Here is a 26,227-nt window from a genome sequence, read left to right as displayed (position 1 = left end):
GAACCCTACTAAAACCCTGAGCCTGATCGTGATTCACCATCGGCCGGTATCGTGCGGCCTATGGCCAACCCGCTTACCCCGGACGTGTTGGTCGACCCGGTGGAGCTCACCCGCACCCTGGTCGACATCGAGTCCGTCTCCCGCCAAGAGCAGGCAATCGCCGGCAACGTGGAGGAAGTGCTCCGCCAGGCGTCCCATCTCAGCGTGGACCGGCTCGGCAACACCGTCATGGCCCGTACGGATCTGGGGCGCGAACAACGCGTCGTCCTCGCCGGCCATCTGGACACCGTGCCCATCAACGACAACTTCCCGTCGACCGTCGTGGACGACCTGATCTACGGCTGCGGCACGTCCGACATGAAGAGCGGCGTCGCGCTGGCCCTGCACCTGGCGGCCACGCTGCCCGACCCGCGCTACGACCTCACGTTCCTGTTCTACGAGGCCGAAGAGATCGACTCGAAGTACAACGGGCTCAACCTGGTCGCCGAGGCCCACCCCGAGTGGCTGCTGGCCGACTTCGCGGTGCTGCTCGAACCGACGTACGGCGTGGTCGAGGCCGGCTGCCAGGGAACCCTGCGCGCCCTGGTGCGCACCACCGGCCGGCGGGCCCACACGGCCCGGGCCTGGCGCGGGGTCAACGCGATCCACGCGGCGGGTGACGTGCTGCGGCGGCTGTCGGACTACCGGGCGCGGACGGTCACGATCGACGGCTGCACGTACCGTGAGGGCCTGAACGCGGTCAAGATCCATGGTGGCGTGGCCGGGAACGTCGTGCCCGACGAGTGTGTGATCGAAGTCAACATGCGCTTCGCTCCCGACCGTACGGAGAAGCAGGCGCTCGAACACGTGCACGAGGTCTTCGAGGGGTACGAGGTCGAACTGACCGACTCGGCGCCGGGCGCACTGCCCGGGTTGTCGGCCGCGCCGGCCCGCGAGTTCCTGACCGCCGTCGGGGCCGAACCGGCCGCCAAGCTGGGCTGGACCGACGTGGCCCGGTTCGCGGCGCTGGGCATCCCGGCCCTCAACTACGGCCCCGGCGACCCGCTGCTGGCGCACGCGCCCGACGAGCACGTCGAGATCGGCAAGATCCGGGACGGCGCGGCGACGTTGCACCGCTGGCTGGCCTCGTAGCCTCAGAGGGCGGGGCGCACCGCCACCCGGCCGATCGCGCGCACCTTCATGGGCTCGATCTCCATGGTGGCCTCCGGGTCGACTGCCACCTCACCGTCGGTCCGGGGGCGCGCGCCGAACGCCATGCGGCGTTCCTCGACCACCAGACGGATGCGCCGCTGCATGCGGCGCTGCATCTTCAAGCGCTCGTATCGGGTCGTCACGGAGGCTCCTTAAGCCCGGCCACCATGCCGGGCGCAGTGCGTGCGTGCCGCGAGTTGGTAACTGAAGAGACGCTCTAGAGCTACCGTCCGTTGCTTCAATCTGGCAAAAAGGTCGCGCACCCGCAATCCTCTTACCGAAACCCACCCGGTTGTTCACCGTCCAACTGACCGTCCGCACTACCTTTTAGGCATGACGGACAGCACCAACGGGCGACGCGACGGTGCGCCGGAGCGTCACCGCGGCGCCGTGACCCTTCGCCGCGAGTCGATCCCGCCGAGCACGGCCGACGAGAAACTGCTCGACTCGCACCACCGGCGGGAGTGGAAGACCAAGGACGCCTGGCGGGCGCTGCGCATCCTGTCGGAGTTCGTCGAGGGTTTCGACACGCTGGCCGACCTGCCGCCCGCGGTCAGTGTCTTCGGCTCGGCCCGCAGCCACCCCGACAGCCCCGAGTGCGAGATGGCCGCGGCCCTGGGCGCCGCGCTGGCCGAGGCCGGCTACGCGGTGATCACCGGCGGCGGCCCGGGCGTGATGGAGGCCGCGAACCGGGGCGCGACCGAGGCCGGCGGCATGTCGGTCGGGCTCGGCATCGAGCTGCCGTTCGAGCAGGGCCTCAACGACTGGGTCGACATCGGCATCGACTTCCGCTACTTCTTCGTCCGCAAGACCATGTTCGTCAAGTACGCCCAGGCATTTGTGGTGCTGCCCGGCGGCTTCGGCACCCTCGACGAGCTGTTCGAGGCGATCACGCTGGTGCAGACGAAGAAGGTCACCCGCTTCCCGGTGATTCTCATGGGTACGGCGTACTGGTCGGGCCTGTTCGACTGGGTCAAGGGCACGCTGCTGGCCGACGGCAAGATCAGCGAGAGCGACCTGGAGCTGATCCAGCTCACCGACGACGTGGACGAGGCCGTGCAGATCATCGTGGACGCCGACGCGGCGCTCGCCGACGCCAACAGCAAGGCCTGACGTGGCCGCCATCTGCGTGTTCTGCGCCTCGTCGAGCACCCTCGACCAGAAGTGGCTCGACCTGGCCACCCGTACCGGCGAAGAGATCGGCGCCCGCGGGCACACGCTGGTCTCGGGCGGTGGCTGCGTCGGCATGATGGGCGCGGTGGCCGACGGCGCCCGGGCCGGCGGCGCGCACACGCTCGGGGTGATCCCGCAGTCGCTGGTCGACCTCGAGGTGGCCGACATGGCCTCGGACGAGCTGATCGTCACCAATGACATGGGCTCGCGGAAAAACATCATGATCGAGCGGTCGGACGCCTTCATCACGCTGCCGGGCGGGCTCGGCACGCTCGACGAGCTGTTCGAGGTGTGGACGACCGGAATACTGGATCTGCACGCCAAGCCGATCGTCCTGCTCGACCCCGAGGGCTTCTACGACGGCCTGCTGGCCTGGCTCGGGCAGCTGGCCGACACGGCCTTCGTCCGCTCGTCCGCGCTCGATCGGGTGATCGTGGCCAAGTCGATCGGCTCCGCGTTGGACGCCGTCGAGGAACGGGTAACCGGAAGCTGAGGGATGTCACGCCGGGTGGGTGTCACCACACCCACCCGGCGTGACCAGGGGCCCCGGCGGGCCCGCCGGCCGGGCCGGGGGCGCGCCGCACGCGCTCTCACCGGGACACGCCGGTGCGCACCTTCCGGCCGTCCGGCGGCGTCGCGCCCGCCGGGGCACGCGCTGGATCGGTTGAGCCGACAGTGCGCCGGGAAATCGCCGGACGTCAACGTGGCATCTGCGAACATTCGCATGGTGCCCGTTTGGGGGATCGTGGAAGACTGCGGGCATGCCGCCGCAACGGGCGACCCTGCTTCAGGTCGCACAGCGGGCCGGCGTGTCCCGCAGCACGGCCTCTTTCGTCCTCGCTGGACGCCACTTGGACATGAGAATCTCGGAGGACGCCCGGCAACGGGTGCTCCGGGCGGCCCAGGAGCTGGACTACCGGCCCAACCTCATGGCGCGCAGCCTGCGCACAAAGGTGACGCGCACCATCGCCCTCGTCTCCGACACCCTCGCCTCCGACCCGTACGCGGGCAAGGCGATCCACGGCGCCCTGGCCGCCGCCGTCGCCCACGGCCACCTGCTCTTCATCGGCGAGACCGAGGGTGACCCGGTCGTCGAGGAGAAGCTGATCTCCGACTTCCTCGACCGGCAGGTCGACGCGTTCATCTACGCCAGCATGTTCACCCGCTACGTGCGGCTGCCCAAGCAGCTCAAGGGCCATCAGGTCGTGCTGCTCAACTGCCTCACCCGAGGGGCCCGGCCGGCCCAGCACCAGATCATCCCGGACGAACTGGCGGCCGGGTGGAGCGCGGCCACCCTCGTGCTCGAGGCCGGGCATCGCGACGGCATCTATCTGGTCGGCAGCCCGGACGAGCACGTCTTCGCCGGACGCGAGAGGCTGGCCGGCATCCGTGAGGGGCTGCAGGCATCGGAGGCGAACCTGGCCGGGACGGTCGACTGCGACTGGTGGCCCGATTCGGCGTACGAGGCGGTGAGCCGCAGCCTGGAAGCGGGCCTCAGCCCGCAGGTCTTCATCTGCCTCAACGACCGCATCGCTCTGGGCGCCTACCAGGCGCTGCGCGACGCCGGCCGCCGGATCCCGGAGGACGTGTCGGTCGTCTCGTTCGACGACTCCGACCTGGCGGCCTGGCTGCGGCCCCAGCTCACCAGCATCTCGCTGCCGCACTACCAGCTCGGATGGCAGGCCGTCGAGAAGCTGCTCGGCCCGCCGTCCGGTCCCGCGGTGCTACGGCTGCCGATGCCGGTCCGCCGTCGCGACTCGGTCGGCAAACCGCCTGTTCGATAACGTCGTACCCGCGTGGTTTCCTTGTTGCCGTGAGCACGCCGGCCTCTTCCCCCGCCGCGGTCCGCCGCCCGGCGTACCGCCTGGTCCGGCGTCCGCCCACGGTGCGGCCGGCCCTGCTGGACGATCCGCTTCAGCGCTACGCGGCCGCCCACGTCGACGGTCCGCTGCTGGTGGTCGGCGGTCCCGGCACCGGCAAGACGACCACGCTGGTCGAATCGGTGGCCGCCCGCATCGCCGACGGCACCGACCCCGAGCGCATCCTCGTCCTCACGTTCGGCCGGCGCGGCGCCACGGCCCTGCGCGACCGCATCGAGGCGCGCATCGCGGCCGACCTTGGCCGCATCGTGCACGAGCCGCTGGTCCGCACCTTCCACGCGTACGCGTTCGGCCTCCTGCGCCGGGCCGCGGCCGACCGGGGCGAGCCGTCCCCGCGCCTGCTGACCGGCCCCGAGCAAGACCTGATCATCCGTGAGCTGCTCGAGGCCTCGGGCGACGTCGACGAGCCCGACCCGATCGGCTGGCCCGCGGCGCTGCGGCCCGCCCTGCCCACCCGGGCCTTCGCCCAGCAGCTGCGCGACCTCATGCAGCGCGCCGCCGAGCGCGGCGTCGGCCCGGTCGAACTGGCCCGCCTGGGCGAACGCCTGGGCCGCGACGACTGGCCGGCCGCGGCCCGCTTCCTGCGTGAGTACGTCGCCGTCCTCGCCCTGCGCGACGTGACGACCCGCGGCTCGTCGGCCTACGACCCGGCCGAGCTGGTGCGGGCCGCCTCGGGCCTGCTGGCCGACAACCCCGAGCTGCTCGAGGCCGAACGCCGCCGCCTGGCTCACGTCTACGTCGACGAGCTGGCCGACACCGACCCGGCCCAGATCGAGCTGCTGTCCCTGGTCGCCGGGGGCGGCAAGCCGCTGGTGGCCTTCGGCGACCCGGATTCCTCGATCTACGGCTTCCGCGGCGCCGACCCCGGCGCGGTGGCCGGCTTCCCCGCCAAGTTCCGTACGGCGTCGGGCGCCCTGGCCGAGACGCTGACCCTGCACACCAACTACCGCGCCGAGTCTTCCCTGCTCTCCGCCACATCGCGGGTTTCCCGGCGCATGCGCGGCCCGATCCGGCACCGCCCTATGCACCCGCCACCCCCGATCCTCGGCCCCGAACCGCCACCCGCAACCTCCTCCGACCCCGCCTCACCCCCGCCCGCGGCCGGCGCGCCTGCGTCCGCCTCGGCCGCAGTGCCGGCTTCGTCAGCGGTGCTGCCGGGCGCATCCCGCTTCGCCTCGGCCGCCGTGCCGGACGAGCCCGCTTCGTCAGCGGTGCTGCCGGGCGCACCCCGCTCCGCCTCAGCCGCCGTGCCGGACGAGCCCGCTTCGTCAGCGGGGCTGCCGGGCGCACCCCGCTCCGCCTCGGCCGGGGCGGCGGATGCGCAAGGCTCCAGCGAAGCCCGGCTGCCGGGGGAGCGTGCCGCCGCTGGTCCCGCGCTGGGCGAGGCGGGCGGCGTCAGCGCCAAACCCCCGATCGCCGCGGAGACGGTCGTCCGGGTGTTCCGGGCGGCCACCGCCGAGGCTGCTTACGTGGCGCACGCGCTGCGGGAGGCTCACCTGCTGCACGGGGTGCCGTGGTCGCGGATGGCGGTCATGCTGCGCAGCACGTCTTTGCAGCTGCCGTCTTTGCAGCGGGCGCTGGCGGCGGCCGGTGTGCCGACGGTGACCCACGCCGAAGACCTGCCGCTGCACCTTCAGCCGGCGGTGGCGCCCTTCCTGTTGCTGCTGCGGTGCGCGCTTGATGCCGAGGCGCTGAACGAAGAAACCGCTGTCGCGCTGCTGCACTCGTCGCTGGGCGGGGCCGACCCGCTGGCCGAGCGGCGGCTGCGGCAGGGGCTGCGGGCGCTGGCACTGGCCGCGGGGGACAGGCGTCCGTCCGGTGAGCTGCTGGTCGACGCGGTGCGTGACCCGGCCGGGCTCGACATGGTGGAGCGGCGCTGGGCCCTGCCCGCGCAGAATGTTGCCCGGCTGCTGGCGACCGCGCGTGAGGCGGCCGCGGCGCCCGGCGCCACCGCCGAGCAGGTGTTGTGGACCATCTGGAAGGCCAGCGGGCTGGCCGACCGCTGGTACGCGATGAGCACCCGCTCCGGTCCGGCGCCCGAGAACACCGATGCCGGCCGCGCGCGGCAGTGGCGGGCCGAGGCGGCCGACCGCGATCTCGACTCGATGGTCGTGTTGTTCGACGCGGCGGCCCGCTTCGTCGACCGGCTGCCCGGCGCCCGCGTCGACACGTTCCTCGACCACGTGCTGGCTCAAGACCTGCCGGCCGACTCGATCGCGCCCAGCGCCGACCGGGGCGAGGCCGTCCGGCTGCTCACCGCGCACGCCGCCAAGGGGCTCGAGTGGGATGTGGTCGTGCTGGCCGGCGTGCAAGAGGGCATCTGGCCCGACCTGCGGCTGCGCGGCAGCCTGCTCGGCTCCGAGAGGCTGGTCGACGTGCTGGCCGGCCGGGCCGCCACCGGCCAGGCCGCGGTCGTCGGCGAGACGTCGGCGCTGCTCGACGAGGAGCGCCGGTTGTTCTATGTGGCCACCACCCGCGCCCGCCACAAGCTGATCGTCACCGCGATCGCCTCGGCCGGCGTCGGGGGCTCCGAGGGCGAGGAGCAGCCCAGCCGCTTCCTCACCGAGCTGGGCCTCTCCGACGACGGCGAGCCCGGCCCACCCCCACCCGCCGGCCCACCTCCGTCGGGCCCCGACCTCCCGGACACCCACCCGCAAGGCCCACGCGACCCCAACGCCACCGGCGGCACGGCTCCCGGCCAGTCCGACACCCACGCGCAAGGTCCACACGGACCCGACGCCATCGGCGGCGCGGCTCCTGGCTTGGCCGACGTCGATCCGGAGGGCCCACGCGAACCCGACGCAGCGAGCGAGGACGGTGAGCCGGACGAGCAGCGCGCGGGAAGCTCCGAGTCCGGCCCCGCCGAGGCGGAGCAGGGTGTCCTGGTCAGCGACGACCCGAGCGAGTGGCCGACCGAGGAGCCGCCCGACGACGATCCGGGCGAGGCCGAGCCGGTCGACGACCCGGAGGAGATTCCGGTCGGCCGGCCGCCGCGCGCGCTCACGCTGTCGGCGCTGGTGGCCGAGCTGCGTACGGTCGTCGTCGGCGCCGATCAGACGCCGGCCCGGCGCCATGCCGCCGCGGCGGAACTGGCCAAGCTGGCGGCGGCCGGCGTGCCCGGCGCTCACCCGGACGAGTGGTGGGGACTGCGCCCGCTCTCCGACGACCGGCCGCTGGTCGACGACGGTGAAGCGGTCAAGGTCACTCCCTCCTCGATGGAGAGCGCCCTGCGCTGCAGCCTGCGCTGGCTGCTCGAACGGCACGGCGGCGCGGCCCCGGCCGGCCCGGCCCAGGGCGTCGGCAACCTGGTGCACGCGGCGGCCATGCTGGCCGAGGACGCCAACGCCGACCGCGAGAAGCTGGTCGAGTACGTCAGCGCCCGGTTCGACGCGATCGAGCTGGCCGCCCGCTGGCTGGCCGGCCCCGAGCAAGACAGGGCGCAGGCCATGGTGGACAAACTGCTGCGCTGGCTCGCCGTCAACCCGCGCCGGCTGCTGGCCATCGAGCACGAGTTCAGCGTCCGGCTGGAAGACCCGACCCGCCCGATCCAGCTCACCGGCCGCGTCGACCGGCTCGAGATCGACGAGGACGGCCGCCTCGTGGTCATCGACCTCAAGACCGGCAAGTCGACGGCGGTCGCGGCGGCCGAGGTCGAGGAGCACGCGCAGCTCGCGGGCTATCAGACCGCCGTACAAGCGGGCGCTTTCGCCGACTACGGGGCCGAGAGCGGCGGGGCCGCGCTGGTGCAGCTCGGCCCGGGCAAGGACGCCCGCGAGCAGATGCAGCTGCCGCTGGCCGACGCGACCGACCCTCAATGGGCGTACGAGATGGTCCGCCGCACCGCCGACACGATGGCCGCCGCCACCTTCTCGGCCGTCGCCAACAGCCGTTGCCGGGTCTGCCCGGTGCGCACCAGCTGCCCGGTCTCGGGCAAAGGACGCCAAGTCGTAGAGCAGGGCCAGTGACCCAGCCGAGCCTGTTCGCCGACGAGCCGGCGACGCCCCGCCGCCGTGCCGATTCGGGCCCCCGCTACACCCCGGAAGAGCTGGCCCGCCTGCTGCGCCTGCCCCGGCCCACGACCGAGCAGTCCGAGATCATCTCGGCCCCGGTCGAGCCGCTGCTGGTGGTGGCCGGGGCCGGTTCGGGCAAGACCGAGACGATGGCCTCGCGCGTCGTGTGGCTGGTCGCCAACAGCTACGCCCACCCCGACCAGATCCTGGGCCTGACGTTCACCCGCAAGGCTGCCGGCGAGCTGGCCCACCGCGTCCGCACCCGGCTCGGTCAGCTCGTGCGCCGCCTCGGCCGCGACGACGCCTTCGCCGGCGAGGCCACGATCTCGACCTATCACTCGTACGCGGCCCGGGTGGTCACCGAGCACGGCCTGCGCGCCGGTTTCGAACCGTCGGCCCGCCTGCTCACCGAGGCCGCCCGCTGGCAGATCGTGGACTCGCTGGTCCGCTCGTACACCGGCGAGATGACCGGCGTGAACCGCGCGCCGACCACCGTCACCGACGACGTGCTCGCCCTGGCCGGTGAGCTGGCCGAGCATCTGGTCACGCCGGACGAGCTCGCCGCCTGGACGGGCCGCTTCTTCGCCGAGGTGCAGGAGCTGCCGGGCAAGGTCTACAAGGACGTCAACGACGTGCTCGCCCGGCAGCGGCTACGGCTCACCCTGCTGCCCCTGGTCCGTCTGTACGAGCAGCGCAAGCTCGACCTGGAGGCGATGGACTTCGGCGACCAGATGGCCCGGGCCGCCCTGGTCGCCCGCGACCATCCCGAGGTGGGCGAGATCGAGCGCGGCCGGTTCCGGATCGTGCTGCTCGACGAGTACCAGGACACCAGCCACGCCCAGGTGACCATGTTGAACGCGTTGTTCGGCGGCGGGCACCCGGTCACCGCGGTCGGCGACCCGTGCCAGTCGATCTACGGCTGGCGCGGCGCGTCGGCCGGCACCCTCGACCGCTTCCCCGGCGAGTTCACGCTGCCCAGCGGAGAGCCGGCCCGCATCGGCGGCCTGACCCGCAGCTGGCGCAACCGCCCCGAAATCCTGCGGGTCGCCAACACCCTCTCGGCCCCGCTGCGGGCGTTCGGCGCCAACGTCACCGAGCTGCGGGCCGCCGAGCGGGTTTCCGGCTCGGTCGGCGGCCGCACGGTGGCCTGCGCCCTGCTGCCCACGTTCGCCGACGAGGCGGCCTGGATCGGCGACTCGATGCTCACGGCCTGGCGGATCACGGCCGGGATGCCCGAAGCCCTGCCCGGCGAGATCCCGGTCGAGAAGCGTCCCACCAGTGCCGTCCTGGTTCGCGTACGCAGTCAGATCCCCGCCATCGAGGAGGCGTTGCGCGCTCGAGGCCTGCCGGTCGAGGTGGTCGGCCTCGGCGGTCTGCTCGACACCCCCGAGGTACGCGATGTCGTGTGCACGATGCGGGTGCTGGCCGACCCGACCGACGGGGCGTCACTGCTGCGCCTGCTGACCGGCGCCCGCTGGCGGATAGGCCCTCGCGACCTGGTGGCCCTGCACCGCCGGGCCCGTGGCCTGGCCGCGGCCCGGGCCGCCGTGGTGGCCGGCGTCGAGCCCGACGACGTCGTGGCCGACCGCCTCGACGACGCGACACTGGTCGAGGCGATGGCCGATCTGGGCGCCCCGCAGCAGTACTCGGCCGAGGGCTTCGCGCGCCTCCACGCGTACAGCCGGGAACTGAGTTCTTTGCGTCAGCGTCTCGACCAGCCGCTGCCTGACCTGGTGTCGGACATTGAACGCACGATCGGCCTGGACGTCGAGGTGGCCGTGCGGGGCTGGGCCGCAGGCGACGCCGGCTTGGCCCGCGGGCACCTGGACGCGCTGGCCGACACCGCCGCCCGCTACGGCGCCGAGACCGACGGGGGCACGCTGGCCGGCTTCCTCGCCTTCCTCACCGCGGCCGAGGAGGAGGAGCGCGGCCTCGAGCCGGGCCAGGTCGACGTGGTCGAGGGCGCGGTCCAGATCCTCACCGCGCACGCCGCCAAGGGCCTGGAGTGGGACGTCGTTTCGGTGGCCGGCCTGAGCAAGCAGGTCTGGCCGGGCGTCACCCGCAACACCGACCACTACCTGATGGGCATCGGCGTGCTGCCGTTCCCGCTGCGCGGCGACTCGGACGGCCTGCCCAAGCTCGACCTGTCGCCGGCGATCGACCAGAAGGGCGTGCTCACTGCGGTCAGCAACTTCGGCACGGCCTGGCGCGAGCACGACGAGCGGGAGGAGCGCCGGCTGGCCTACGTCGCCGTGACCCGCCCCCGGCGCCTGCTGCTCGCCTCCGGCTATTGGTGGGGTGACGGCGTGAAGCGCCCGCGCGGTCCGTCGGTCTTCCTCGACGAGATCCGCGCCGCCTGCGACGAGGGCGCCGGTGTGGTCGACGCCTGGACCCCCGAGCCGGTCCCCGGCGCGACTAACCCGGCGGCCGAGGTGGTGCCGTCGGCGCAGTGGCCGTTCGACCCGCTGGGTCTGCGCCGCCCGGCCATGGCCACCGCGGCCGACCTGATCCGCCGCATGATCGCCGCCCCCGACGCCGAGGCGGCCGAGGCCTTCGCCGAACTGGCCGAGGCCGAGCCCGAGGTCGCCGCCCGCTCCGAACTGGCGGCCGAGCTGGTCGGTCTGCCGGCCGTGCGGGATCCCGACATCGAACGCTGGCGGCGCGAGGCGGCCTTGCTACTCGCCGAGCGGGACGAACGAGCCCGGCGGGACGGCCCGATCGAGGTCGCGCTGCCCGCTCACCTGTCGGTGTCGCAGCTGGTGGTGCTGCGCCGCGACCCGCAGGCGCTGGCCCGCTCGCTGCGCCGCCCGTTGCCCCATCGGCCCCTTCCGCATGCCCGAAGGGGCACGGCCTTCCACGCCTGGCTCGAGCAGCGGTTCGGCGCCGTCCGCCTGATCGACATCGACGAGCTGCCCGGCGCGGCCGACGACGACGCGGCCGACGACGCCGAGCTGGTTGCCCTGCAAGAGGCGTTCCTGGCCGGCGAGTGGGCCGACCGTACGCCGATCGAGGTGGAGGTCCCGTTCGCCACCACGATCGCCGGGGTGGTCGTGCGGGGGCGGATGGACGCCGTCTACGCCGGCACGGCCAACCGCTACGACGTCATCGACTGGAAGACCGGCCGGCGGCCCGAGGGGGCGGAGGCCGAGGCGGCCGCGGTCCAGTTGGCCGCGTACCGGCTGGCCTGGGCCTCGTTGGCCGAGGTGCCAGTCAACCGGGTGCGGGCGGGCTTCCATTACGTACGCGAGCAGGTGACCGTGCGACCGGTCGACCTGCTCGACGCCGCGCAGCTCGCGGAGCTGATCGAACGACTCCCCGAACGGGTGAATTAGAGGCCGTCGGCCCCCGCTGCCGCCAGCAGGTGCAGGAGGGCCGAGGCGTACGCGCCCTCGGTCGTCTCCGCCCCGAACGTCCGCTCCTCGCCCAGCAGGTCGATGACCACCTCGTAGCCGGCCGGCCCGCGCCGCAGGACCCGGAACGTCCCGCCGAGCAGTTCGCGCAGCTGGTCCTCGCGGGGCAGCCACACCGTCTCGTCGAGTTCCACGTCGTCGAGCGCCCATTCAGTGGTGCCGTTGAAGCCGATGACCCGGCCCTCCGGCATCGAATGCACCTCGACAGTCATGTTGCTCAACACGAACACTTCGTCGTCCAGATCCCGGTCGGGGATGGCGAACCGGTCGCCGAGGGCCGGCTTCCAGGCCAGTCCGGCCTCTCTGAGCTGCTGTGCCAGTTCAACGCCGATCACCGGCGAACCTCCTTGGACGTGTTAGGCTCTCCGCGTTGTCAGTTTGGTTCCCAAGTACTCAGGAGCGCCTGTGGGGAAGTCTGCCCCAGGCGCTCTTTGTCGTAACCCGGGTTTCTCCGGTACGGGCGATCAGTACGGCGACACGAGACTCATGAAGTGTGGGTCTTATTACCTCGTTCCGCCCATGTTGGGACGGAGCGATCGACCGTCGAGGAGACGATCATGGTTACCGGCGTTGTGAAGTGGTTTAACGCGGACAAGGGCTTCGGGTTCATCACCCCGGACGACGGCGGCGCCGACGTCTTCGCCCACTTCTCCGCTATCCAGACCTCGGGCTACCGCAGCCTGGACGAGAACCAGCGGGTCGAGTTCGAGGTGACCCAGGGCCAGAAGGGCCCGCAGGCCGCGAACATCCGTCCGCTCTGAAGTAACTAGTCAAAAGCGCCTCACCCCGGCCGGGGTGAGGCGCTTTTGCGTTGTCTCAGATCGCGGCGACCGGCGGCAGGGGTGCCGTGCCGCCCAGGTGGGCGGGAAGCCACCAGCGGTCGTCGGGGCCGGAGGGCTGCTCGGGGTAGGCCCGCTGGGCCGCGTCGAGCAGGCCGCTCAGCCGCTCCTTGAGCATCGCGGTGAGCGCGTCGGGCGAGGTGCCCTTGGGCATCTCCATCGCCTCGCCGATCTTGATGATGACCGGCACATGGCGCTTGGTCAGCTCTTTCTTGCGGCCCTTGGTCCACAGCCGGTGCGGACCCCAGACGACCATCGGGATCAGCGGCACCTTGGCCGTGCGGGCCAGCCGGACCGCGCCCGACTTGAGCTCTTTGACGGTGAACGACTCGCTGATCGTCGCCTCGGGGAAGACGCCGACCACCTCGCCCTTCTTCAGCGCCTCGGTGGCCGTGCGGAACGACGCGGCGCCCGCGTCCCGGTCGACCGGGATGTGCCGCATGCCGCGCATCAGCGGGCCGCTGACCTTGTGACGGAAAACGGCATCCTTGGCCATGAAGCGCACCAAGCGCTTGGCCGGCTGAGCACCCAGACCGCAGAAGATGAAGTCGAGGTAGCTCACGTGGTTGCTCGCGAGCACCGCCCCGCCGGTGGCCGGGATGTGCTCGGCGCCGTCGATCTCGATCTTCATGTCGAGCACCCGGAACATCGTCTTGGCGAGGGCGACGACCGGCGGATACACGAGTTCCATGGCAAGACGGTAGCGGAAGTCGCTGAACTTCTCCTGGGACGGTGCAACGTCCGGGGCCGTTCATGCGTCTAAGCATTATCGGCCCTTTTCACTCGGACGTGACGGGGCTCTGACCTGACCGGGCCTCGAGGTGACGGGCCCGGCCGCGACTGGGGAGGTACCGGCATGAGCGGACCATCCGCCCGCCGGGAATTCGGATTCGTCTGCGCGGTCGCCGTCTTCGGCGTCGCGCTGGTTCTCGTGGTGGCCTTCGCGCCGTGGTACCCGGCGGTCGGCACCGGCCCGACCGACGTCAGCCCCACGCTCTGGCAGCAGGTCAGCGCCCTGTTCAGCACGGCTGTGGAGAACACCGCCCGGCTGCCGTGACGTGATCGCCACCATCGTGGTGTTCACTGGGATTCATGTCCGAGCAGACCCCCGAGCCGTACTCGTGGCAGCAGGCGGGCGGCCGGCTCGGTTCGGGCCTGGTCACTACGGCCCCGGGCGGCCCTCCGGTCAAGCCGCCGCCCCCGCCCGAGCCCGAGGCTCCGCAGCCCGACGGGCCGCAGCGGCGCCGCCGGCAGATGCGGATCTTCGCCGGCGTCGCGGGCGCGATCCTGGCGATCGGTCTGACCGTGGTGCTGATCCTCGTGTTCTCGGCCGAGGGTGACCCGTTCGGCTCGAAGGAATCGGCCCCGACCGACGTACGCCCACCGCTGGCCCAGGCCTGCCCGGCGCCCAGCGGTTCACCGAGCGCGGGCCCGAGCCGGGCGCCCAGCGCGCCGCCGGTCCCGGGCGGCCCCCGCACCACCGACGACGAGGCCGGCATCTCGTACAAGGCGTACGGGGAACCCTGGGAACCGTGGACCGACGTGTGGCGGGCCGGCACGCTCGAGGTGCCGTACCGGGTGGGCCAGCACTTCGTCACCGAGCAGTACAGCGGGGGCAGCTATCACGCCTCGATTCTGTCGGCCGCGGTGCCGGCGGCCGACAACGACGCGGTGACGCTGAACCTCGAGTGCGTGGGGCGGCAGGTGTCGGCCGACGTGCGGGCCGAGTACTACCCGCAACCGAACACGATGGACCCGATCCGCGACGAGCTGACCACGCTGGGCGGGCGGCCGGCCTGGGTGAGCGAGTTCCGGCTGCACTTCCAGGCGGCCGGGCTGACCGCCACCGAGGAGCTGTCCGCGGTGGCGGTCATCGACGTCGGCAAGACGACCGCGGCCGTCCTCTACATCTCGATCCCCGGCACCCACAAACAGTGGAACTACGTGATCGAAGATGTGCTTGCTTCTGTGCGCCCTGTTTAGTTACTCAACAAACCCCAACGCCTCCGCAGGGCGTTGTCGGCCGCGTTGAACAGGACGTCGATCAGGATGCCGATGATCAGGACGACGATGATGTAGCAGATCACCAGGCTCGAATCGCTCAGGTCGCGCGCCTGCTGCATGCGTACGCCGATCGACAGCGCCCCCGGCACGATGACCAGCAGCTCGCCCGCCATCAGGCTGCGCCACGAGAACGCCCAGCCCTGCTTGAGGCCCGAGATGAACGAGGGCAGCGACGCCGGCAGGATCAGGTGCCGGTATTTCGCGAAGCCCCGCATGCCCAGCACCTGCCCGACCCGCAGCCAGGTGCGCGGCACGTAGTCGATGCCGCTGATCAGCCCGTTGGCCACCGAGGGGGCGGCCCCGAGCACGACCACGAACAGGATGGCGCTCTCGCTGAGCTGGAAGAGCAGGATGGCCAGCGGGAACCACATGATCGAGGGCATCGTCTGCAGGCCGGTGATCAGCGAGCCGATGGCCGCCCGCAACGGCGCGAACTGGCTGACCAGAGCGCCGATGATGGTGCCGATGACCACCGCCAGCAGGAAGCCGGTGAAGGCGCGGGTCATCGTGACCCGTACGCCGTCCCAGAAGTCGCCCGTGGTGATCACGTTGCCCAGGTCGGTGAAGACCGTGGTGGGCGAGGGCAGCACGTAGATCGGCTTCCACTCCGACCACACCGTGATCTGCCAGATCAGCAGCACGATCGCGATGGCCAGCACCTTGGGCCAGGTGCTCTTCCAGATGCGCTTGCCGAGGGCGCCCTTGTCCTTCCTGGGCTGCAGCTCGAGCGCGTCGAGACCGGCGACCTCGGCCGCCTCCGGGTCGACGCCGGGCTTCTCCGCGACCGGCGCCGTGCTGTCGCCGTTCACGCCCTCGAGCCCGGCGCGCGCGGACGGGTACTTAATGGGCATGGCGGGCAACCTCCGCGCGCAGCCGGTCGGTGATCTCGGCGGCCTGCCCGGCCACCTCGGGGGAGTCGATGCGCCGGGGCCGCTCGTGGGTGATCGGGTAGTCCTCGATCACCCGGCCCGGGCGGCTGCTGAGCAGGATGACCCGGTCGCCCAGGCGCACCGCCTCGCGCACGTTGTGCGTGACGAACAGGACGGTCAGCTGCTGCTCGCGCCAGATCCGCTCCAGCTCGTCGTGCAGGATGTCGCGGGTCATCGCGTCGAGCGCGCCGAACGGCTCGTCCATCAGCAGGATGTCGGCGTTCTGGGCCAGCGCGCGGGCCAGGGCCACGCGCTGGCGCATGCCGCCGGAGAGCTCGTGCGGCCGCTTGTCGGCGAAGCCGCCGAGCCGGACGATGCCGAGCAGTTCCTCGGCCCGCTGGCGGCGCTCGGGCCGGGACACGCCTTGCAGCCGCAGCGGCAGCTCGACGTTGCCCCGGACCGAGAGCCACGGGAAGAGCGCGGCCTCCTGGAACATCAGCGACACCTTGCGACCGCCCGTGTCGAGCGTGCCGCCGGTGATGCCGTCGAGCCCGGCCACCAGCGAGAGCAGCGTGCTCTTGCCGCAGCCGGACGCGCCCAGCAGGCAGACGAACTCGCCTTGGCCGACCGTGAGCGAGACCCGGTCGAGGGCCAGCAGGTCTCCGTAGCTCTTGGAGACGTTCTCCAGGCGTACGACCGAACCCGTCTTCTGTTGCAGGAGGCTCATGAGCTCAGGCCTTTCAGGCGGCCGCGTCGCTGACCTCGGGCTTGCCCGCGGCCTTGAGCAGCTCGTTGAGCGGCCCGAGGTCGTAGATGCCCTTGAGGTCGACCGGCTTGAGCAGACCGACCTCTTCGGCGTGCTTGGCGCTGGTGAACAGCGACGAGGCGACCGGGTCGGCGGTGAAGGTGAGGTTCTTGAACGACGCCTTGAGCACGTCGTCCTTCAGCGGCTTGCCGCTGAGCGCTTCGAGCTGGGCGTTGGCCGCGGTCTGGGCCTCGGCGTTGTTCTTCTCGATGTAGTCGAGCGACTCGAGGTGACCCTGCAGCAGCTTCTTGACCGTGGCCGGGTACTTCTTCAGGAACTCCTGGGTGACGATCAGGTGGGTGGTGACGAACAGGCCGCTGGGCCACAGGTCCTTCTCGTCGACCAGCACCTTGCCCTTGGACTCCAGGATCAGCCGGCTGTAGTTGGGCTCGGGCACCCAGGCGCCGTCGATCGCGCCCTGGGCGAAGGCCTGCAGCGCGGTCGCGTTGTCCTGCGGCAGCACCGAGACGTCGCCGCCGCCCTGCTGGTCGGCGTTGAGGCCGTTCTCCTTGAGCCAGGCCCGCAGCGCCACGTCCTGGGTGTTGCCCAGCTGCGGGGTGGCGATCTTCTTGCCCTTGAGGTCGGCCGCGGTGTTGATGCCCTCCTTGACCACCAGGCCGGCGCCGCCCGAGGTGCTGCCCGCGATGATCTTCAGGCCGGTGCCCTTGGACTGCGACCAGCCGTTGATGGCCGGGTTGGGGCCGATGTACGTGGCGTCGATGGCGCCCGAGAAGAGCGCCTCGATCGCGGCCGGGCCGGCGTTGAACGTCTTCGTCTCGAGCTTGGTGTTGCCCAGAGACGTCTGGAAGAAGCCCTTGTTCACACCGATCAGGGCCGGCGTGTGGGTGATGTTCGGGAAGTAGCCCAGGCGCAGCGACGCGGCCTCGGCCGATCCGCCCGAGGACGACCCGCCGGCCTCGTCGTCACCGCCGCAGGCGGCCAGCAGCGAGACGGACAGCAGGGCGGTGGCGGCAACAGCAAGCGCACGTGAGGTGCGGGAGCTCATGCGGACTCCTTGAGAATGGAGAGTTCAGCCAAGGTTTTGTGGTCGACGACGCCCTCGATGGCTTCCTCGACCGCGACCCACACGTCGCGCAGCCCGGTGGCGGCCCCGTGATAGGTCGCGTTGGTGGTGGGCAGGCCGCGCACCGTGGCGAGCGCGCCCCCGACGGCGCGGACGACGTCGCCCACGGTGATCTGCTCGGCCGGCCGGGCGAGCGCGTAGCCGCCGTCGACGCCGCGGTGGCTGTGCAGCAGGCCGGCGCGGCGCAGGTCGAGCAGGATGCCCTGCAGAAAACTGAGCGGGATGTCCTGAGCGGCGGCCAGCGTGGCCGCCTTCACGAGGCGGGGGTGTTCCGCCGTCACCGAGAGCATGGCCCTCACGGCGTAGTCGGTGCGCGCCGAGACGTACACGTAGCCCCCTGTCCCGCCATTGTCTCTTACACCTATCTAGTGGATAGGAATGATGGTCTAAGGAGGAATTGGCGTCAAGCCCGTGTCCCCATGCCGGAACATCAGCCGGTGGTCAAGTGGTCACCTGCGGTCGCGACGCAGGTCGGAGAAGGCGCTAATGTCATTTTGTGGCGCGCAGAATCAAGATCCCCGCGACGAAGTACCCGGTGGAGCGTTTCACCCTGGCCAACGGATTGCGGGTGGTGCTCACCCCCGACCGCAGCGCCCCGGTCGTCGGGGTCGCGGTGGTCTACGACGTGGGCATCCGCTCCGAGCCCGAGGGCCGCACCGGCTTCGCCCACCTCTTCGAGCACCTGATGTTCCAGGGCTCCGAGAATCTGGAGAAGCTGGCCCACTTCCGGCACGTGCAGGGGGCCGGCGGCACGTTCAACGGCTCGACCCACCTCGACTACACCGACTATTTCGAGGTGCTGCCCTCGGGCGCGCTCGAGCGGGCGCTCTTCCTCGAGGCCGACCGCATGCGCGGCCCCCGCCTGACCGAAGAGAACCTGCTCAACCAGATCGACGTGGTGAAGGAAGAGATCCGCGTCAACGTGCTGAACCGGCCCTACGGCGGGTTCCCCTGGTTGCGGCTGCCGCCGGTGATGTTCTCGACGTTCCCCAACGCCCACGACGGCTACGGCTCGTTCGGCGACCTCGACAGCGCCACGGTCGAGGACGCTCAGGCCTTCTTCGACCGCTACTACGCCTGCGGCAACGCGACCCTGGCCGTGGCGGGCGACTTCGACGTGGCCACGGCGACCGAGATGATCCACCGCCACTTCGACGACGTGCCGGCCCGCCCCGCGCCGCCGTTGCCCGACTTCGACGAGCCCGGGCTGACCAGCGAGAAGCGCGACGTCTACACCGACCGGCTGGCCCCGCTGCCCGGCGTGGCCAGCGCCTGGCGGGTGCCCGACCCGATCGGCGACTTCGAGAACTACCTGCCCTTCGTCGTCCTGGCCGAGGTGCTGACCGACGGCGACGCGTCCCGGCTGGTCGAGCGTCTGGTCCAGCGCGACCGTACGGTGACCAGCATCGGCGGCTACATCGGCTTCATGGGCGACGAGTTCCAGGTCCGCAACCCCACCGCGATGCTGCTGCAGGCGCACATGCCGCCCGGTGGCGACGCCGAAAAGGTGCTGCGCACGGTGGACGAAGAGCTCGACCACCTGGCCACCGAGGGCCTCAAGCCGGGCGAGCTCGAGCGGGTGCAGGCCCGCATCGCCACCCACCTGCTGCGGGACACCGACGCCGTGCTCGGCCGGGCGCTGCCGATGGCCGTGCTCGAACTGCAGCGCGGCCGGCCCGAGATGCTCAACGAACTGCCCAAGCTGGTCGGCGAGGTCACCGAGGCGCAGATCGCCGCCGCGGCCGCCACCCTGCGCCCCGAGCGGCGCGCCACCGTCGAGGTCGTCCCGGGAGCCGCCGCATGACCAGCAAGTCCCTGCCCGCCCTGATCCCGGACGCGAAGCTCAAGCTGCCCAAAGAGGCCGAACGCACGCTGGCCGGCGGCCTCACGGTGATCGCCATCCGGCGTACGTCGGTGCCGCTCGTCGAGCTGCGGCTGCGGGTGCCGTTCGGCAAGGCGCCGCTGTCCCGGGCCACGGTGCTGTCCCAGGCGCTGTTCACCGGCACCGGCACGATGACCAGCGTCGACATCGCGGCCGAGCTGCAGGCGGTCGGCGGCGGGCTGTCGGCCGGGCTCGACCCCGACCGGCTGCTGGTCACCGGCAACTCGCTGGCCTCAGGCCTCGACCGCATGCTCGAGATCCTGGCCGCCGTGCTGACCGACCCGGCGTACCCGAACGACGAGGTGGCGACCGAGCGCGACCGGCTGGTCGACCACATCCAGGTGGCCCTGACCCAGCCGGCCCACCTCGCGCGTACGGCTCTGCTCAAGCGGATGTACGGCAAGCACCCGTACGCGATCCAGACGCCCGAGCCCGAGCAGGTGCGCGCGGTCCGCCCGGCCCAGCTGCGCACCCTGCACGCCGAGCGGGTCCGCCCCGAGGGCGCGGTGCTGGTGCTGGTGGGCGACCTCAACCCGGAGAAGGCCATCGACGCCGCCGAGAAGGCGCTCGGCAGCTGGACCGGCCCGGCCAAGGCGGTCGAGGTGCCGCCCACCCCGGCCCTCGAGCCCGGCCCGCTGCTGCTGGTCGACCGGCCCGGCGCCGTGCAGTCGTCGCTGCGCATGGCCCTGCCCGCCCTCGAGCGCACCGACCCCGACTACGCCGCCCTGCAGCTGGCCAACCTGGTCTTCGGCGGTTACTTCTCGTCCCGCTGGGTCGAGAACATGCGCGAGGACAAGGGCTACACCTATGGCCCGCACACCGGCATCGAGCACTACCTGGCCGGCTCCGCGCTGGTGCTCTCGGCCGAGGTGGCGACCGAGGTGACCGGCCCGTCCCTGCTCGAGACGCTGTACGAGCTGGGCCGCATCGCCAGCCTGCCGCCGGGTGAGGAAGAGCTCGAGCAGGCCCGCCGCTATGCCCTGGGCACGCTGCGCCTGGGCATGTCCACCCAGGCCGGTCTGGCCGGCCTGGCCAGCATGTACGCCAGCTTCGGCCTCCGCCTCGACCATCTGCGGCAGTATTCGGCCGCCCTGGCCACGGCGAGCCGCGAGCAGGTGGCCGAGGTGGCTTCCCGCTTCCTCGCCCCGTCTCAGGCGGTCACCGTCGTGCTGGGTGACGCCGCGCAGGTCGAGGGTCCGCTGTCCGCGCTCACCACGGTGGAACGAAGCGTCGCGTGAGCGCCCCGGAAGAGCCCGATGTCCGTGAGCAGCCCAGCGGCCTGATCGACGCGCCGCCGCTGGCCCGCAGCACCCTCGACCGGGCGGCGCTGCACCGCACCGACGACGAGTGGCTGGCCGCGGCCTGGACCCGCGGCCGGGTGCTGGTGGTCGACCTGAGCAAGGGCGGCCGGGCCCGGGCCGCCGACGATCGGCTGGTGCTGCTGCCGTCGGCCGAGGCGCCCGACGGTGAGCACTGGTTCCTCGGCCTCGACGCCGACGGCACCCCGCTGTGGACCGTCGACGCGCCCCTGCCCGAGTCCGGGGACGCCCCGGCGGTCACCCTGCGGGACGTCGGCCACCTGCTGGACGATCGCGACGCCGGAATCTTCACCACCGCCGTCGCCTTGGGCAACTGGCACCGCAGCCACAAGTTCTCACCGCGCACCGGCCTGCCCACCACCGCCGTGGAGGCCGGCTGGGCGCGGAAGGACACCGAGGGCAACATGATGTGGCCCCGCACCGACCCGGCCATGATCGTGCTCGTGCACGACGGCGTGGCCGGGCCCGAGGGGCGCTGCCTGCTCGGGCACAACGCGGCCTGGGGTAAGGGCGCCGACGGGGGCCTGCGCTTCTCGTGCCTGGCCGGCTACGTCGAGCCCGGCGAGTCGGCCGAGGCCAGCGTCGCCCGCGAGGTCGGCGAGGAGGTCGGCCTGGCCCTCACCTCGCTGCGCTACGCGGGCAGCCAGTCCTGGCCGTTCCCGGGCTCGCTGATGCTCGGCTACCACGCCACGGCCGACCCCGAGCAGCCCATGCGGCTCGACCCGGCCGAGATCGACGAGGCGCACTGGTTCACCCGCGACGACATCGCGAAGATGATCGCGGGCGACTTCCACGACCCGTCGACGGGCGTCCCGATGGGCCTGCCGATGCCCTCTTCCATCGCCTTCTACCTCATTGAGCGCTGGTTGGGCGGTTTGGCCCGCTAACGGAATCAAGTTCGTCTAATCAGAGAAGTTTTCTTCTTCCGAAGTAACCAAAAAGGCCTCCGTCCGCGTCTCGGTTTACAAAGACCGAGAGGCGGAAGATCGATGACGCAGGTGGAAGCGCCCGCATGGGCCCCGATGACCGCGGAAGAGCGGGCCCAGTTCGACCGGGACGGCTTTCTCGTGGTGCCCGGGGTCCTGTCCGAGAGTGAGATCGCGCTGGCGCGCAACGCGGTCCTGGGCGCGTTCGAGCGGGCCGGTCAGCCGGGCGGGCACGGCCTGGGCTCCACCGGTGCGCTGCACCAACTCTCCGCGGTGACGTCCCTGCCCGAGCTGGCGTTCCTGCTCGACCACCCGGTGGCGTTCCGCTACATCTGGTCGCTGCTCGGCTGGAACGTGCACGTCTACCACTCCCACATCGACGTGCACCCGCAGATCCACGAGAAGCAGAAGGACTGGTGGCACTGGCACCAGGACGGCGGCCGCCAGAACCGTGAGATCGAGACCGACCCGCGCCCGACGCTGTCGGTGAAGCTGGCCTACTGGCTGTCCGACGTGAGCGAGACCGGCCGGGGCAACTTCACCGTCCTGCCCGGCAGCCACAAGACCAACTGGCTGCCCGGCCCGCCGAACCGGGGCACCCCGTGGCCGCAGCCCGAGGGCGCGCTGCAGATCACCGCGAACCCCGGCGACCTGGTCGTGTTCGACCGCCGCCTGTGGCACGCGCGCTCGGACAACTACTCCGAGATCACCCGCGTCGGCGCCTTCTTCGGCTACACGTACCGCTGGATCGCCGGCCGCGACGACGTCGCCGGCCTGCCGGACACCCCGGAGTGGGCCGGCTTCAACGACGTGCAGAAGCAGCTGCTGGGCCACTGCCCGCAGGGCGACGGCAGCGGCGACCACGCGTGGGGCCACTACCCCGAGACGACGCCGCTGTACGGCGCGCTCAAGGAGCGGGGACTGCTCGACTCCAGCATCCCGGCTCTCATCCCGTAACAGCCGCTTCCCAGATACCCTACGGATGTGGGGCAAAGCGGGACATTAGACAACACGGCGACCGCGGCGGGCCGGCTTCTCCTCGAGTCTCTGGGGGAGGAGTCCCCGGCGCGGTCGCTGTCGCGTCGGCACGATTCGCCGCGCACGGTCCGGCTGCTGCGCGAGCTCTTCACGGTCGCGGTGCGGCGCAGCTTCGTCGGGCGTGATCCGCGCGACGTCACGGCCTACGTCCGCGACCTGCTCGAGTACCAGTCGCTGCCGGCCGGCGGTCAGCTGGCCCGCGAGGCCGAGGCGGTCATCCGCTCGGTGCTGGGCGAGCCCGAGCTGGCGTACGGAATCCCGGATCTGCGCCGCTTCGAGCTGATCTGTCACATCGTGGGCGACCTGGCGCGGCCGCCCGGCGTGCCCACGGCCGAACTGGTCGCGCTGGTGCATCAGGCCGAGTGGCGGCTGGCCCGTTTCGACCGGCCGGAATCATGAGCCCGATCTTTTCGCCGGTCCACGGCATTCACACCGCCGCCGGGCGCTATTTGCGGCGCGTGGCCTATGAGGACGCGCCGCCCGCGCGCAGCGGGGAAGCGACGTCCGCCGCGCGCCACGTGTGGCAGATCGCTTTCGGACTCGCCGTCCGCCGCCGGTTCGAACCGGACAGCCCGCTGGCCGAGATCCGGCGCACCGTGACGGCCGTGCTGCAGCACCATGCGGCCGCCGCCCTGCCGGCGCTCGCGGCCGAGATGCTGATCCGCGACGCGCTGGGCGAGACGGTGCCGGTGGACGAGATCGACGACGCCGTCCGCAGCGGGGCCCACCTGCTGCTCTTCGCGGGGCTCGTGGAAGAGCTGGCAATGACCGACGGCGAGCTCGAGGGCCTGGTCATGGAGGCCGAGGAGCTCGCCGTCGAGGTCATCGCGGAGGCGGTGCGGGATCAGCCGGCGGCCAGCGCGGCCAGCCTGTCCTTCACCTGAACGATGGACGGGTTGGTCAGCGCCGACCCGTCGTCGAACTTCATGGTGGGCACGGTCTGGTTGCCGCCGTTGACGCTCATCACGAACTCGGCCGCGTCCGGCTGCTGCTCGATGTCGACGACCTCATAGGCGATTCCCTCGCGGTCGAGCTGCGACTTGAGGCGGTGGCAATAACCGCACCAGGACGTCGAGTACATGGTCAACATCGGTCGGGAACTCCTTCGGCTGGGTCACATGGCACAGCGCCTTCCGGCACAACGTCAGACCCGGGTGCCATGATTCCCTATCGTGCGGACTGATGCGGTGCTGGCTGGGCTCGACCCCGAGCAGCGGACGGCGGTGACCGCCCCCGCCGGCCCGGTCTGCATCCTGGCCGGCGCCGGCACCGGTAAGACTCGGGCGATTACCCATCGCATCGCGTATCGAACGTTGACGGGCGAGGTGAGTCCGCGGCACATCCTCGCGGTCACCTTCACGGCGCGGGCCGCGGCCGAGATGCGCTCCCGGCTCACCGAGCTCGGGGCGGCCGGCGTACAGGCGCGCACGTTCCACGCGGCGGCACTGCGCCAGGTGCGTTACTTCGCGCCCCGGCTGCTCGAGGGGCGGGCCATGCCCGAGCTGCTCGAGAGCAAGGCGCGCATGGTCGGCCTGGCCGCGGCGCGGGCCGGGGTACGGGCCGACCGCACCGGCGCGCGCGACCTGGCCAGTGAGATCGAGTGGGCCAAGTCGTCGCTCGTCGAGCCCAGCGAGTACGCGGTGGCGGCCAAGAAGGCTCTGCGCGAACCACCCTTCGAGCCCGCCAAGGTGGCCGAGGTCTTCACCGCGTACGAGTCGCTCAAGCGCCGCCAAGGCGTGATCGACTTCGAGGACATGCTGCGCGCCGCCGTCTGGGGGATCGAGGAGCACCCCGACGTGGCCGAGCAGATCCGCGCGCAGTACCGCCACTTCGTCGTCGACGAGTACCAGGACGTCAACCCCCTGCAGCAGCGCCTGCTCGACGCCTGGCTGGGCGGGCGCGACGACCTGACCGTGGTCGGCGACGCCAGCCAGACGATCTACTCGTTCACCGGCGCCACCTCGTCCTACCTGATCGACTTTCCCCGGCAGCGCCGCGAGGCGGTGGTGATCCGGCTGGTCCGCGACTACCGCTCCACCCCACAGGTCGTCGGGCTGGCCAACGCGGTGATCCGGCAGGCCCGCGGCAACGAGGCCCGGCTCCGGCTCGAACTGGTCGGTCAGCGGCCGCCCGGGGCCGAACCCGAGCTCAAGATCTTCCCGGACGAGGCGGGCGAGGCGGTCGCGGTGGCTCGCCGGTGCCGCGACCTGATCGCGTCGGGCACGCCGGCCAGCGAGATCGCGGTGCTGTTCCGGACGAACGCGCAGTCCGAGGCGTACGAAAAGGCACTGGCCGAGGCGGAAGTTCCCTATGTCGTACGCGGGGCCGAGCGCTTCTTCGAAAGGCCGGAGATCCGCCAGGCGATGATCGCCATGCGCGCCGCCGTCCGTTCCATCCCGGGCGAGACGCCGCTGGTCCAGGCGGTCGTCGAGGCGCTGGCGGCGACGGGCTGGCAGCGCGAGCAGCCCCCGCCCGGCGGTTCGGCCCGCGAGCAGTGGGAGGCGCTGGCCGCGCTGGTCGCCCTGGCCGAGGACTACGCGCGCGCTCCCGCCCTGGAACCGATCGGGCAGGCCGGCGCGGTGCAGCGCGACGTGACCCTGACCGCCTTCAACGACGAGCTGAGCCGCCGGGCCGAGCAGCAGCACGCGCCCACCGTGGCCGGGGTCACCCTGGCCTCGCTGCACTCGGCCAAGGGCCTCGAGTGGGACGCGGTCTTCCTGGTCGGCCTGGCCGACGGCACGCTGCCCACGACGTACGCCAAGACGCCGGAGCAGCTCGAAGAGGAGCGCCGCCTGCTCTATGTGGGGGTCACCCGGGCTCGGCAGTGGCTGTGGCTCTCGTACGGCCAGGCGCGCTCCCCGGGCGGCCGGGCCCGCCGCCCGTGCCGGTTCCTGCCTCAGCTCGAACGCACCTCGGCCACCGAGCGGGCCGGCGACCGGAGTCGGAAACCCGACCGAAGGCGCCCGCAGGTGTCGTCCTGCCGCATCTGCGGGGCCACCCTGCTGGCCGGGGCCGACCGCAAACTGGGCCGCTGCCCGACCTGCCCGTCGGACCTCGACGAGGAGCTTTTCGAGCGTCTGCAGAAGTGGCGGGCGGCCACCGCGGCCGAGCTCAAAGTGCCTGCGTACGTGGTCTTCACGGACGCCACGCTGGTGGCCATGGCCGAGCGCCGTCCGTCGTCGCCGGCCGAGCTGCTGGCGATCGCCGGGATCGGGCCCCGCAAGCTCGGTCAGTACGGCGAATCGGTGTTCGCTCTCGTAGGCGGAGCGAGCCCCGACGAGGTCGCTCAGAAAAACTTTGAAAGTTAGTCCGTTAATTCGTTTGCCTCGGCTGCTACGCCAGGCATAGCCTCAGTTCACACCTCGCCGAGCAGGGATGTTCGGCGGGCTGAGGTTCTAGATCGCACACACACGAGTGCAGTGCAAATGGAGGAGGTGGCAACGATGGAGATCTACACGATGACGATGCAGCTGTCGATGCCGCTGACCCGTGCCTGCGCTCCGTCCGCCTCGCTGCTCGCTCCGGCCCCCGTGGTGCCGGTGCTGGCCGCAGAGCGGGCTCCGGCTCCGCGGGTGCACCAGGTCTCCGTCCAGGCCGAGCTGGGCGTGGCATGGAAGCTCGCAGCCGAAGGCACCACCAGCACCACTGGGTTCAAGGGCAGCAATGTCTCCATCTCCAAGCGCTACACGGATGGTGGCAGCGGTGTCCCGCCTCGAGGAAGGCCGGTCTGATCAACA

Annotated in this window: 25 protein-coding genes; 17 read left to right on the top strand and 8 right to left on the bottom strand. The window is 71.5% G+C overall.

Annotation, left to right across the window (positions count from 1 at the left end; translation table 11 throughout):
• Positions 1 to 60: 60 nt before the first annotated feature.
• Positions 61 to 1,131, top strand: coding sequence for a succinyl-diaminopimelate desuccinylase (gene dapE, locus OWR29_RS22030; protein WP_267564949.1), 1,071 nt, complete (start codon positions 61 to 63; stop codon positions 1,129 to 1,131).
• A 2-nt stretch (positions 1,132 to 1,133) separates the two neighbouring features.
• Here dapE and OWR29_RS22025 read toward each other — a convergent pair whose 3' ends face one another.
• Positions 1,134 to 1,334: a hypothetical protein gene (locus tag OWR29_RS22025; RefSeq protein ID WP_267564947.1), complete on the bottom strand. Its 201-nt coding sequence runs from the start codon at positions 1,332 to 1,334 to the stop codon at positions 1,134 to 1,136.
• A gap of 190 nt (positions 1,335 to 1,524) precedes the next feature.
• Between OWR29_RS22025 and OWR29_RS22020 the strand changes: the two genes are divergently transcribed.
• From OWR29_RS22020 to OWR29_RS22000, 5 genes are all read left to right on the top strand, one after another.
• Entirely contained in the window at positions 1,525 to 2,304 is a 780-nt protein-coding gene (locus OWR29_RS22020; protein WP_267564946.1) for an LOG family protein, read from the top strand.
• Between the two features lies 1 nt (position 2,305).
• Positions 2,306 to 2,857, top strand: coding sequence for an LOG family protein (locus OWR29_RS22015; RefSeq protein ID WP_267564945.1), 552 nt, complete (start codon positions 2,306 to 2,308; stop codon positions 2,855 to 2,857).
• Between the two features lie 268 nt (positions 2,858 to 3,125).
• A complete protein-coding gene (locus OWR29_RS22010) occupies positions 3,126 to 4,148 on the top strand; it encodes a LacI family DNA-binding transcriptional regulator (protein ID WP_267564944.1) in 1,023 nt (340 codons plus the stop codon).
• Positions 4,149 to 4,249: 101 nt separating this feature from the next.
• Complete coding sequence (locus OWR29_RS22005; RefSeq protein ID WP_267565128.1) at positions 4,250 to 8,209, top strand: ATP-dependent helicase; 3,960 nt, start codon at positions 4,250 to 4,252, stop codon at positions 8,207 to 8,209.
• On the top strand, positions 8,206 to 11,586 hold the full coding sequence (locus OWR29_RS22000; RefSeq protein ID WP_267564943.1) for an ATP-dependent helicase: 3,381 nt from the start codon (positions 8,206 to 8,208) through the stop codon (positions 11,584 to 11,586). Before OWR29_RS22005 ends, OWR29_RS22000 begins: the two co-directional genes overlap by 4 nt.
• Here the strand turns inward: OWR29_RS22000 and OWR29_RS21995 are convergent.
• Positions 11,583 to 11,999 carry a pilus assembly protein CpaE gene (locus tag OWR29_RS21995; protein WP_267564942.1) on the bottom strand — a complete coding sequence of 139 codons (417 nt, stop codon included), beginning with the start codon at positions 11,997 to 11,999 and terminating at the stop codon, positions 11,583 to 11,585. The genes OWR29_RS22000 and OWR29_RS21995 overlap by 4 nt on opposite strands.
• A gap of 222 nt (positions 12,000 to 12,221) precedes the next feature.
• On the opposite strand from OWR29_RS21995, the gene cspE reads away from it, so the two are divergent.
• Complete coding sequence (gene cspE / locus OWR29_RS21990) at positions 12,222 to 12,425, top strand: transcription antiterminator/RNA stability regulator CspE (RefSeq protein ID WP_015625344.1); 204 nt, start codon at positions 12,222 to 12,224, stop codon at positions 12,423 to 12,425.
• Positions 12,426 to 12,480: 55 nt separating this feature from the next.
• On the opposite strand, the gene OWR29_RS21985 is transcribed toward cspE, so the two are convergent.
• Positions 12,481 to 13,194 (bottom strand): lysophospholipid acyltransferase family protein, encoded by a 714-nt coding sequence (locus OWR29_RS21985; RefSeq protein ID WP_267564941.1) that lies wholly within the window; start codon positions 13,192 to 13,194, stop codon positions 12,481 to 12,483.
• 165 nt (positions 13,195 to 13,359) lie between these two features.
• Here OWR29_RS21985 and OWR29_RS21980 point away from each other — a divergent pair, with 165 nt between their 5' ends.
• Together OWR29_RS21980 and OWR29_RS21975 are read left to right on the top strand one after the other, a co-directional pair.
• Positions 13,360 to 13,560, top strand: coding sequence for a hypothetical protein (locus tag OWR29_RS21980; RefSeq protein ID WP_267564940.1), 201 nt, complete (start codon positions 13,360 to 13,362; stop codon positions 13,558 to 13,560).
• A 35-nt stretch (positions 13,561 to 13,595) separates the two neighbouring features.
• A complete protein-coding gene (locus OWR29_RS21975; protein WP_267564939.1) occupies positions 13,596 to 14,486 on the top strand; it encodes a hypothetical protein in 891 nt (296 codons plus the stop codon).
• Here OWR29_RS21975 and OWR29_RS21970 read toward each other — a convergent pair.
• Genes OWR29_RS21970 through OWR29_RS21955 form a run of 4 tightly spaced genes read right to left on the bottom strand, consistent with a single transcriptional unit; the run spans position 14,483 to position 17,654 of the window.
• A complete protein-coding gene (locus OWR29_RS21970; RefSeq protein ID WP_267564937.1) occupies positions 14,483 to 15,418 on the bottom strand; it encodes an ABC transporter permease in 936 nt (311 codons plus the stop codon). The genes OWR29_RS21975 and OWR29_RS21970 overlap by 4 nt on opposite strands.
• Positions 15,408 to 16,163 (bottom strand): ABC transporter ATP-binding protein, encoded by a 756-nt coding sequence (locus tag OWR29_RS21965; RefSeq protein ID WP_267564935.1) that lies wholly within the window; start codon positions 16,161 to 16,163, stop codon positions 15,408 to 15,410. The genes OWR29_RS21970 and OWR29_RS21965 overlap by 11 nt, the downstream gene beginning before the upstream one ends.
• A gap of 13 nt (positions 16,164 to 16,176) precedes the next feature.
• Entirely contained in the window at positions 16,177 to 17,247 is a 1,071-nt protein-coding gene (locus tag OWR29_RS21960) for an ABC transporter substrate-binding protein (protein ID WP_267564934.1), read from the bottom strand.
• A complete protein-coding gene (locus tag OWR29_RS21955; RefSeq protein ID WP_267564932.1) occupies positions 17,244 to 17,654 on the bottom strand; it encodes an RrF2 family transcriptional regulator in 411 nt (136 codons plus the stop codon). Before OWR29_RS21955 ends, OWR29_RS21960 begins: the two co-directional genes overlap by 4 nt.
• A 167-nt stretch (positions 17,655 to 17,821) precedes the next feature.
• Between OWR29_RS21955 and OWR29_RS21950 the strand changes: the two genes are divergently transcribed.
• The 6 genes from OWR29_RS21950 to OWR29_RS21925 all read left to right on the top strand — a co-directional run bounded on the left by OWR29_RS21950 (position 17,822) and on the right by OWR29_RS21925 (position 23,374).
• Positions 17,822 to 19,129, top strand: a complete 1,308-nt coding sequence (locus tag OWR29_RS21950; RefSeq protein ID WP_267564931.1) for a M16 family metallopeptidase — start codon at positions 17,822 to 17,824, stop codon at positions 19,127 to 19,129.
• Positions 19,126 to 20,445, top strand: a complete 1,320-nt coding sequence (locus tag OWR29_RS21945) for a M16 family metallopeptidase (protein ID WP_267564930.1) — start codon at positions 19,126 to 19,128, stop codon at positions 20,443 to 20,445. Before OWR29_RS21950 ends, OWR29_RS21945 begins: the two co-directional genes overlap by 4 nt.
• Positions 20,442 to 21,413 (top strand): NAD(+) diphosphatase, encoded by a 972-nt coding sequence (gene nudC / locus OWR29_RS21940; protein WP_267564929.1) that lies wholly within the window; start codon positions 20,442 to 20,444, stop codon positions 21,411 to 21,413. Before OWR29_RS21945 ends, nudC begins: the two co-directional genes overlap by 4 nt.
• Positions 21,414 to 21,515: 102 nt before the next feature.
• Entirely contained in the window at positions 21,516 to 22,409 is an 894-nt protein-coding gene (locus tag OWR29_RS21935) for a phytanoyl-CoA dioxygenase family protein (protein ID WP_267564927.1), read from the top strand.
• 27 nt (positions 22,410 to 22,436) lie between these two features.
• Positions 22,437 to 22,889, top strand: a complete 453-nt coding sequence (locus tag OWR29_RS21930) for a hypothetical protein (protein ID WP_267564926.1) — start codon at positions 22,437 to 22,439, stop codon at positions 22,887 to 22,889.
• A complete protein-coding gene (locus OWR29_RS21925) occupies positions 22,886 to 23,374 on the top strand; it encodes a hypothetical protein (protein ID WP_267564924.1) in 489 nt (162 codons plus the stop codon). The genes OWR29_RS21930 and OWR29_RS21925 overlap by 4 nt, the downstream gene beginning before the upstream one ends.
• On the opposite strand, the gene OWR29_RS21920 is transcribed toward OWR29_RS21925, so the two are convergent.
• The gene (locus OWR29_RS21920; RefSeq protein WP_267564923.1) at positions 23,335 to 23,580 is read right to left on the bottom strand and encodes a mycoredoxin; all 246 of its coding nucleotides are present in this window, start codon (positions 23,578 to 23,580) and stop codon (positions 23,335 to 23,337) included. The genes OWR29_RS21925 and OWR29_RS21920 overlap by 40 nt on opposite strands.
• A gap of 82 nt (positions 23,581 to 23,662) precedes the next feature.
• Between OWR29_RS21920 and OWR29_RS21915 the strand changes: the two genes are divergently transcribed.
• Complete coding sequence (locus OWR29_RS21915; RefSeq protein WP_267564922.1) at positions 23,663 to 25,798, top strand: ATP-dependent DNA helicase UvrD2; 2,136 nt, start codon at positions 23,663 to 23,665, stop codon at positions 25,796 to 25,798.
• Between the two features lie 135 nt (positions 25,799 to 25,933).
• A complete protein-coding gene (locus tag OWR29_RS21910) occupies positions 25,934 to 26,221 on the top strand; it encodes a hypothetical protein (RefSeq protein WP_267564921.1) in 288 nt (95 codons plus the stop codon).
• Positions 26,222 to 26,227 lie beyond the last annotated feature (6 nt).

The organism is Paractinoplanes pyxinae (genome assembly GCF_026626335.1).
GTDB lineage: Bacteria > Actinomycetota > Actinomycetes > Mycobacteriales > Micromonosporaceae > Actinoplanes > Actinoplanes pyxinae.
Note: the sequence above shows the minus strand (reverse complement) of the source record. Positions and strands in the feature narration are given on the sequence as shown.

Excerpts from the sequence above, each read along its gene's own strand:
- dapE (WP_267564949.1), top strand. The coding sequence starts at position 61 with ATGGCCAACCCGCTTACCCCGGACGTGTTGGTCGACCCGGTGGAGCTC.
- OWR29_RS22020 (WP_267564946.1), top strand. The coding sequence starts at position 1,525 with ATGACGGACAGCACCAACGGGCGACGCGACGGTGCGCCGGAGCGTCAC.
- OWR29_RS22010 (WP_267564944.1), top strand. The coding sequence starts at position 3,126 with ATGCCGCCGCAACGGGCGACCCTGCTTCAGGTCGCACAGCGGGCCGGC.
- cspE (WP_015625344.1), top strand. The coding sequence starts at position 12,222 with ATGGTTACCGGCGTTGTGAAGTGGTTTAACGCGGACAAGGGCTTCGGG.
- OWR29_RS21985 (WP_267564941.1), bottom strand. The coding sequence starts at position 13,194 with ATGGAACTCGTGTATCCGCCGGTCGTCGCCCTCGCCAAGACGATGTTC.
- OWR29_RS21980 (WP_267564940.1), top strand. The coding sequence starts at position 13,360 with ATGAGCGGACCATCCGCCCGCCGGGAATTCGGATTCGTCTGCGCGGTC.
- OWR29_RS21975 (WP_267564939.1), top strand. The coding sequence starts at position 13,596 with ATGTCCGAGCAGACCCCCGAGCCGTACTCGTGGCAGCAGGCGGGCGGC.
- OWR29_RS21970 (WP_267564937.1), bottom strand. The coding sequence starts at position 15,418 with ATGCCCATTAAGTACCCGTCCGCGCGCGCCGGGCTCGAGGGCGTGAAC.
- OWR29_RS21965 (WP_267564935.1), bottom strand. The coding sequence starts at position 16,163 with ATGAGCCTCCTGCAACAGAAGACGGGTTCGGTCGTACGCCTGGAGAAC.
- OWR29_RS21960 (WP_267564934.1), bottom strand. The coding sequence starts at position 17,247 with ATGAGCTCCCGCACCTCACGTGCGCTTGCTGTTGCCGCCACCGCCCTG.
- OWR29_RS21945 (WP_267564930.1), top strand. The coding sequence starts at position 19,126 with ATGACCAGCAAGTCCCTGCCCGCCCTGATCCCGGACGCGAAGCTCAAG.
- OWR29_RS21935 (WP_267564927.1), top strand. The coding sequence starts at position 21,516 with ATGACGCAGGTGGAAGCGCCCGCATGGGCCCCGATGACCGCGGAAGAG.
- OWR29_RS21925 (WP_267564924.1), top strand. The coding sequence starts at position 22,886 with ATGAGCCCGATCTTTTCGCCGGTCCACGGCATTCACACCGCCGCCGGG.
- OWR29_RS21920 (WP_267564923.1), bottom strand. The coding sequence starts at position 23,580 with ATGTTGACCATGTACTCGACGTCCTGGTGCGGTTATTGCCACCGCCTC.
- OWR29_RS21910 (WP_267564921.1), top strand. The coding sequence starts at position 25,934 with ATGGAGATCTACACGATGACGATGCAGCTGTCGATGCCGCTGACCCGT.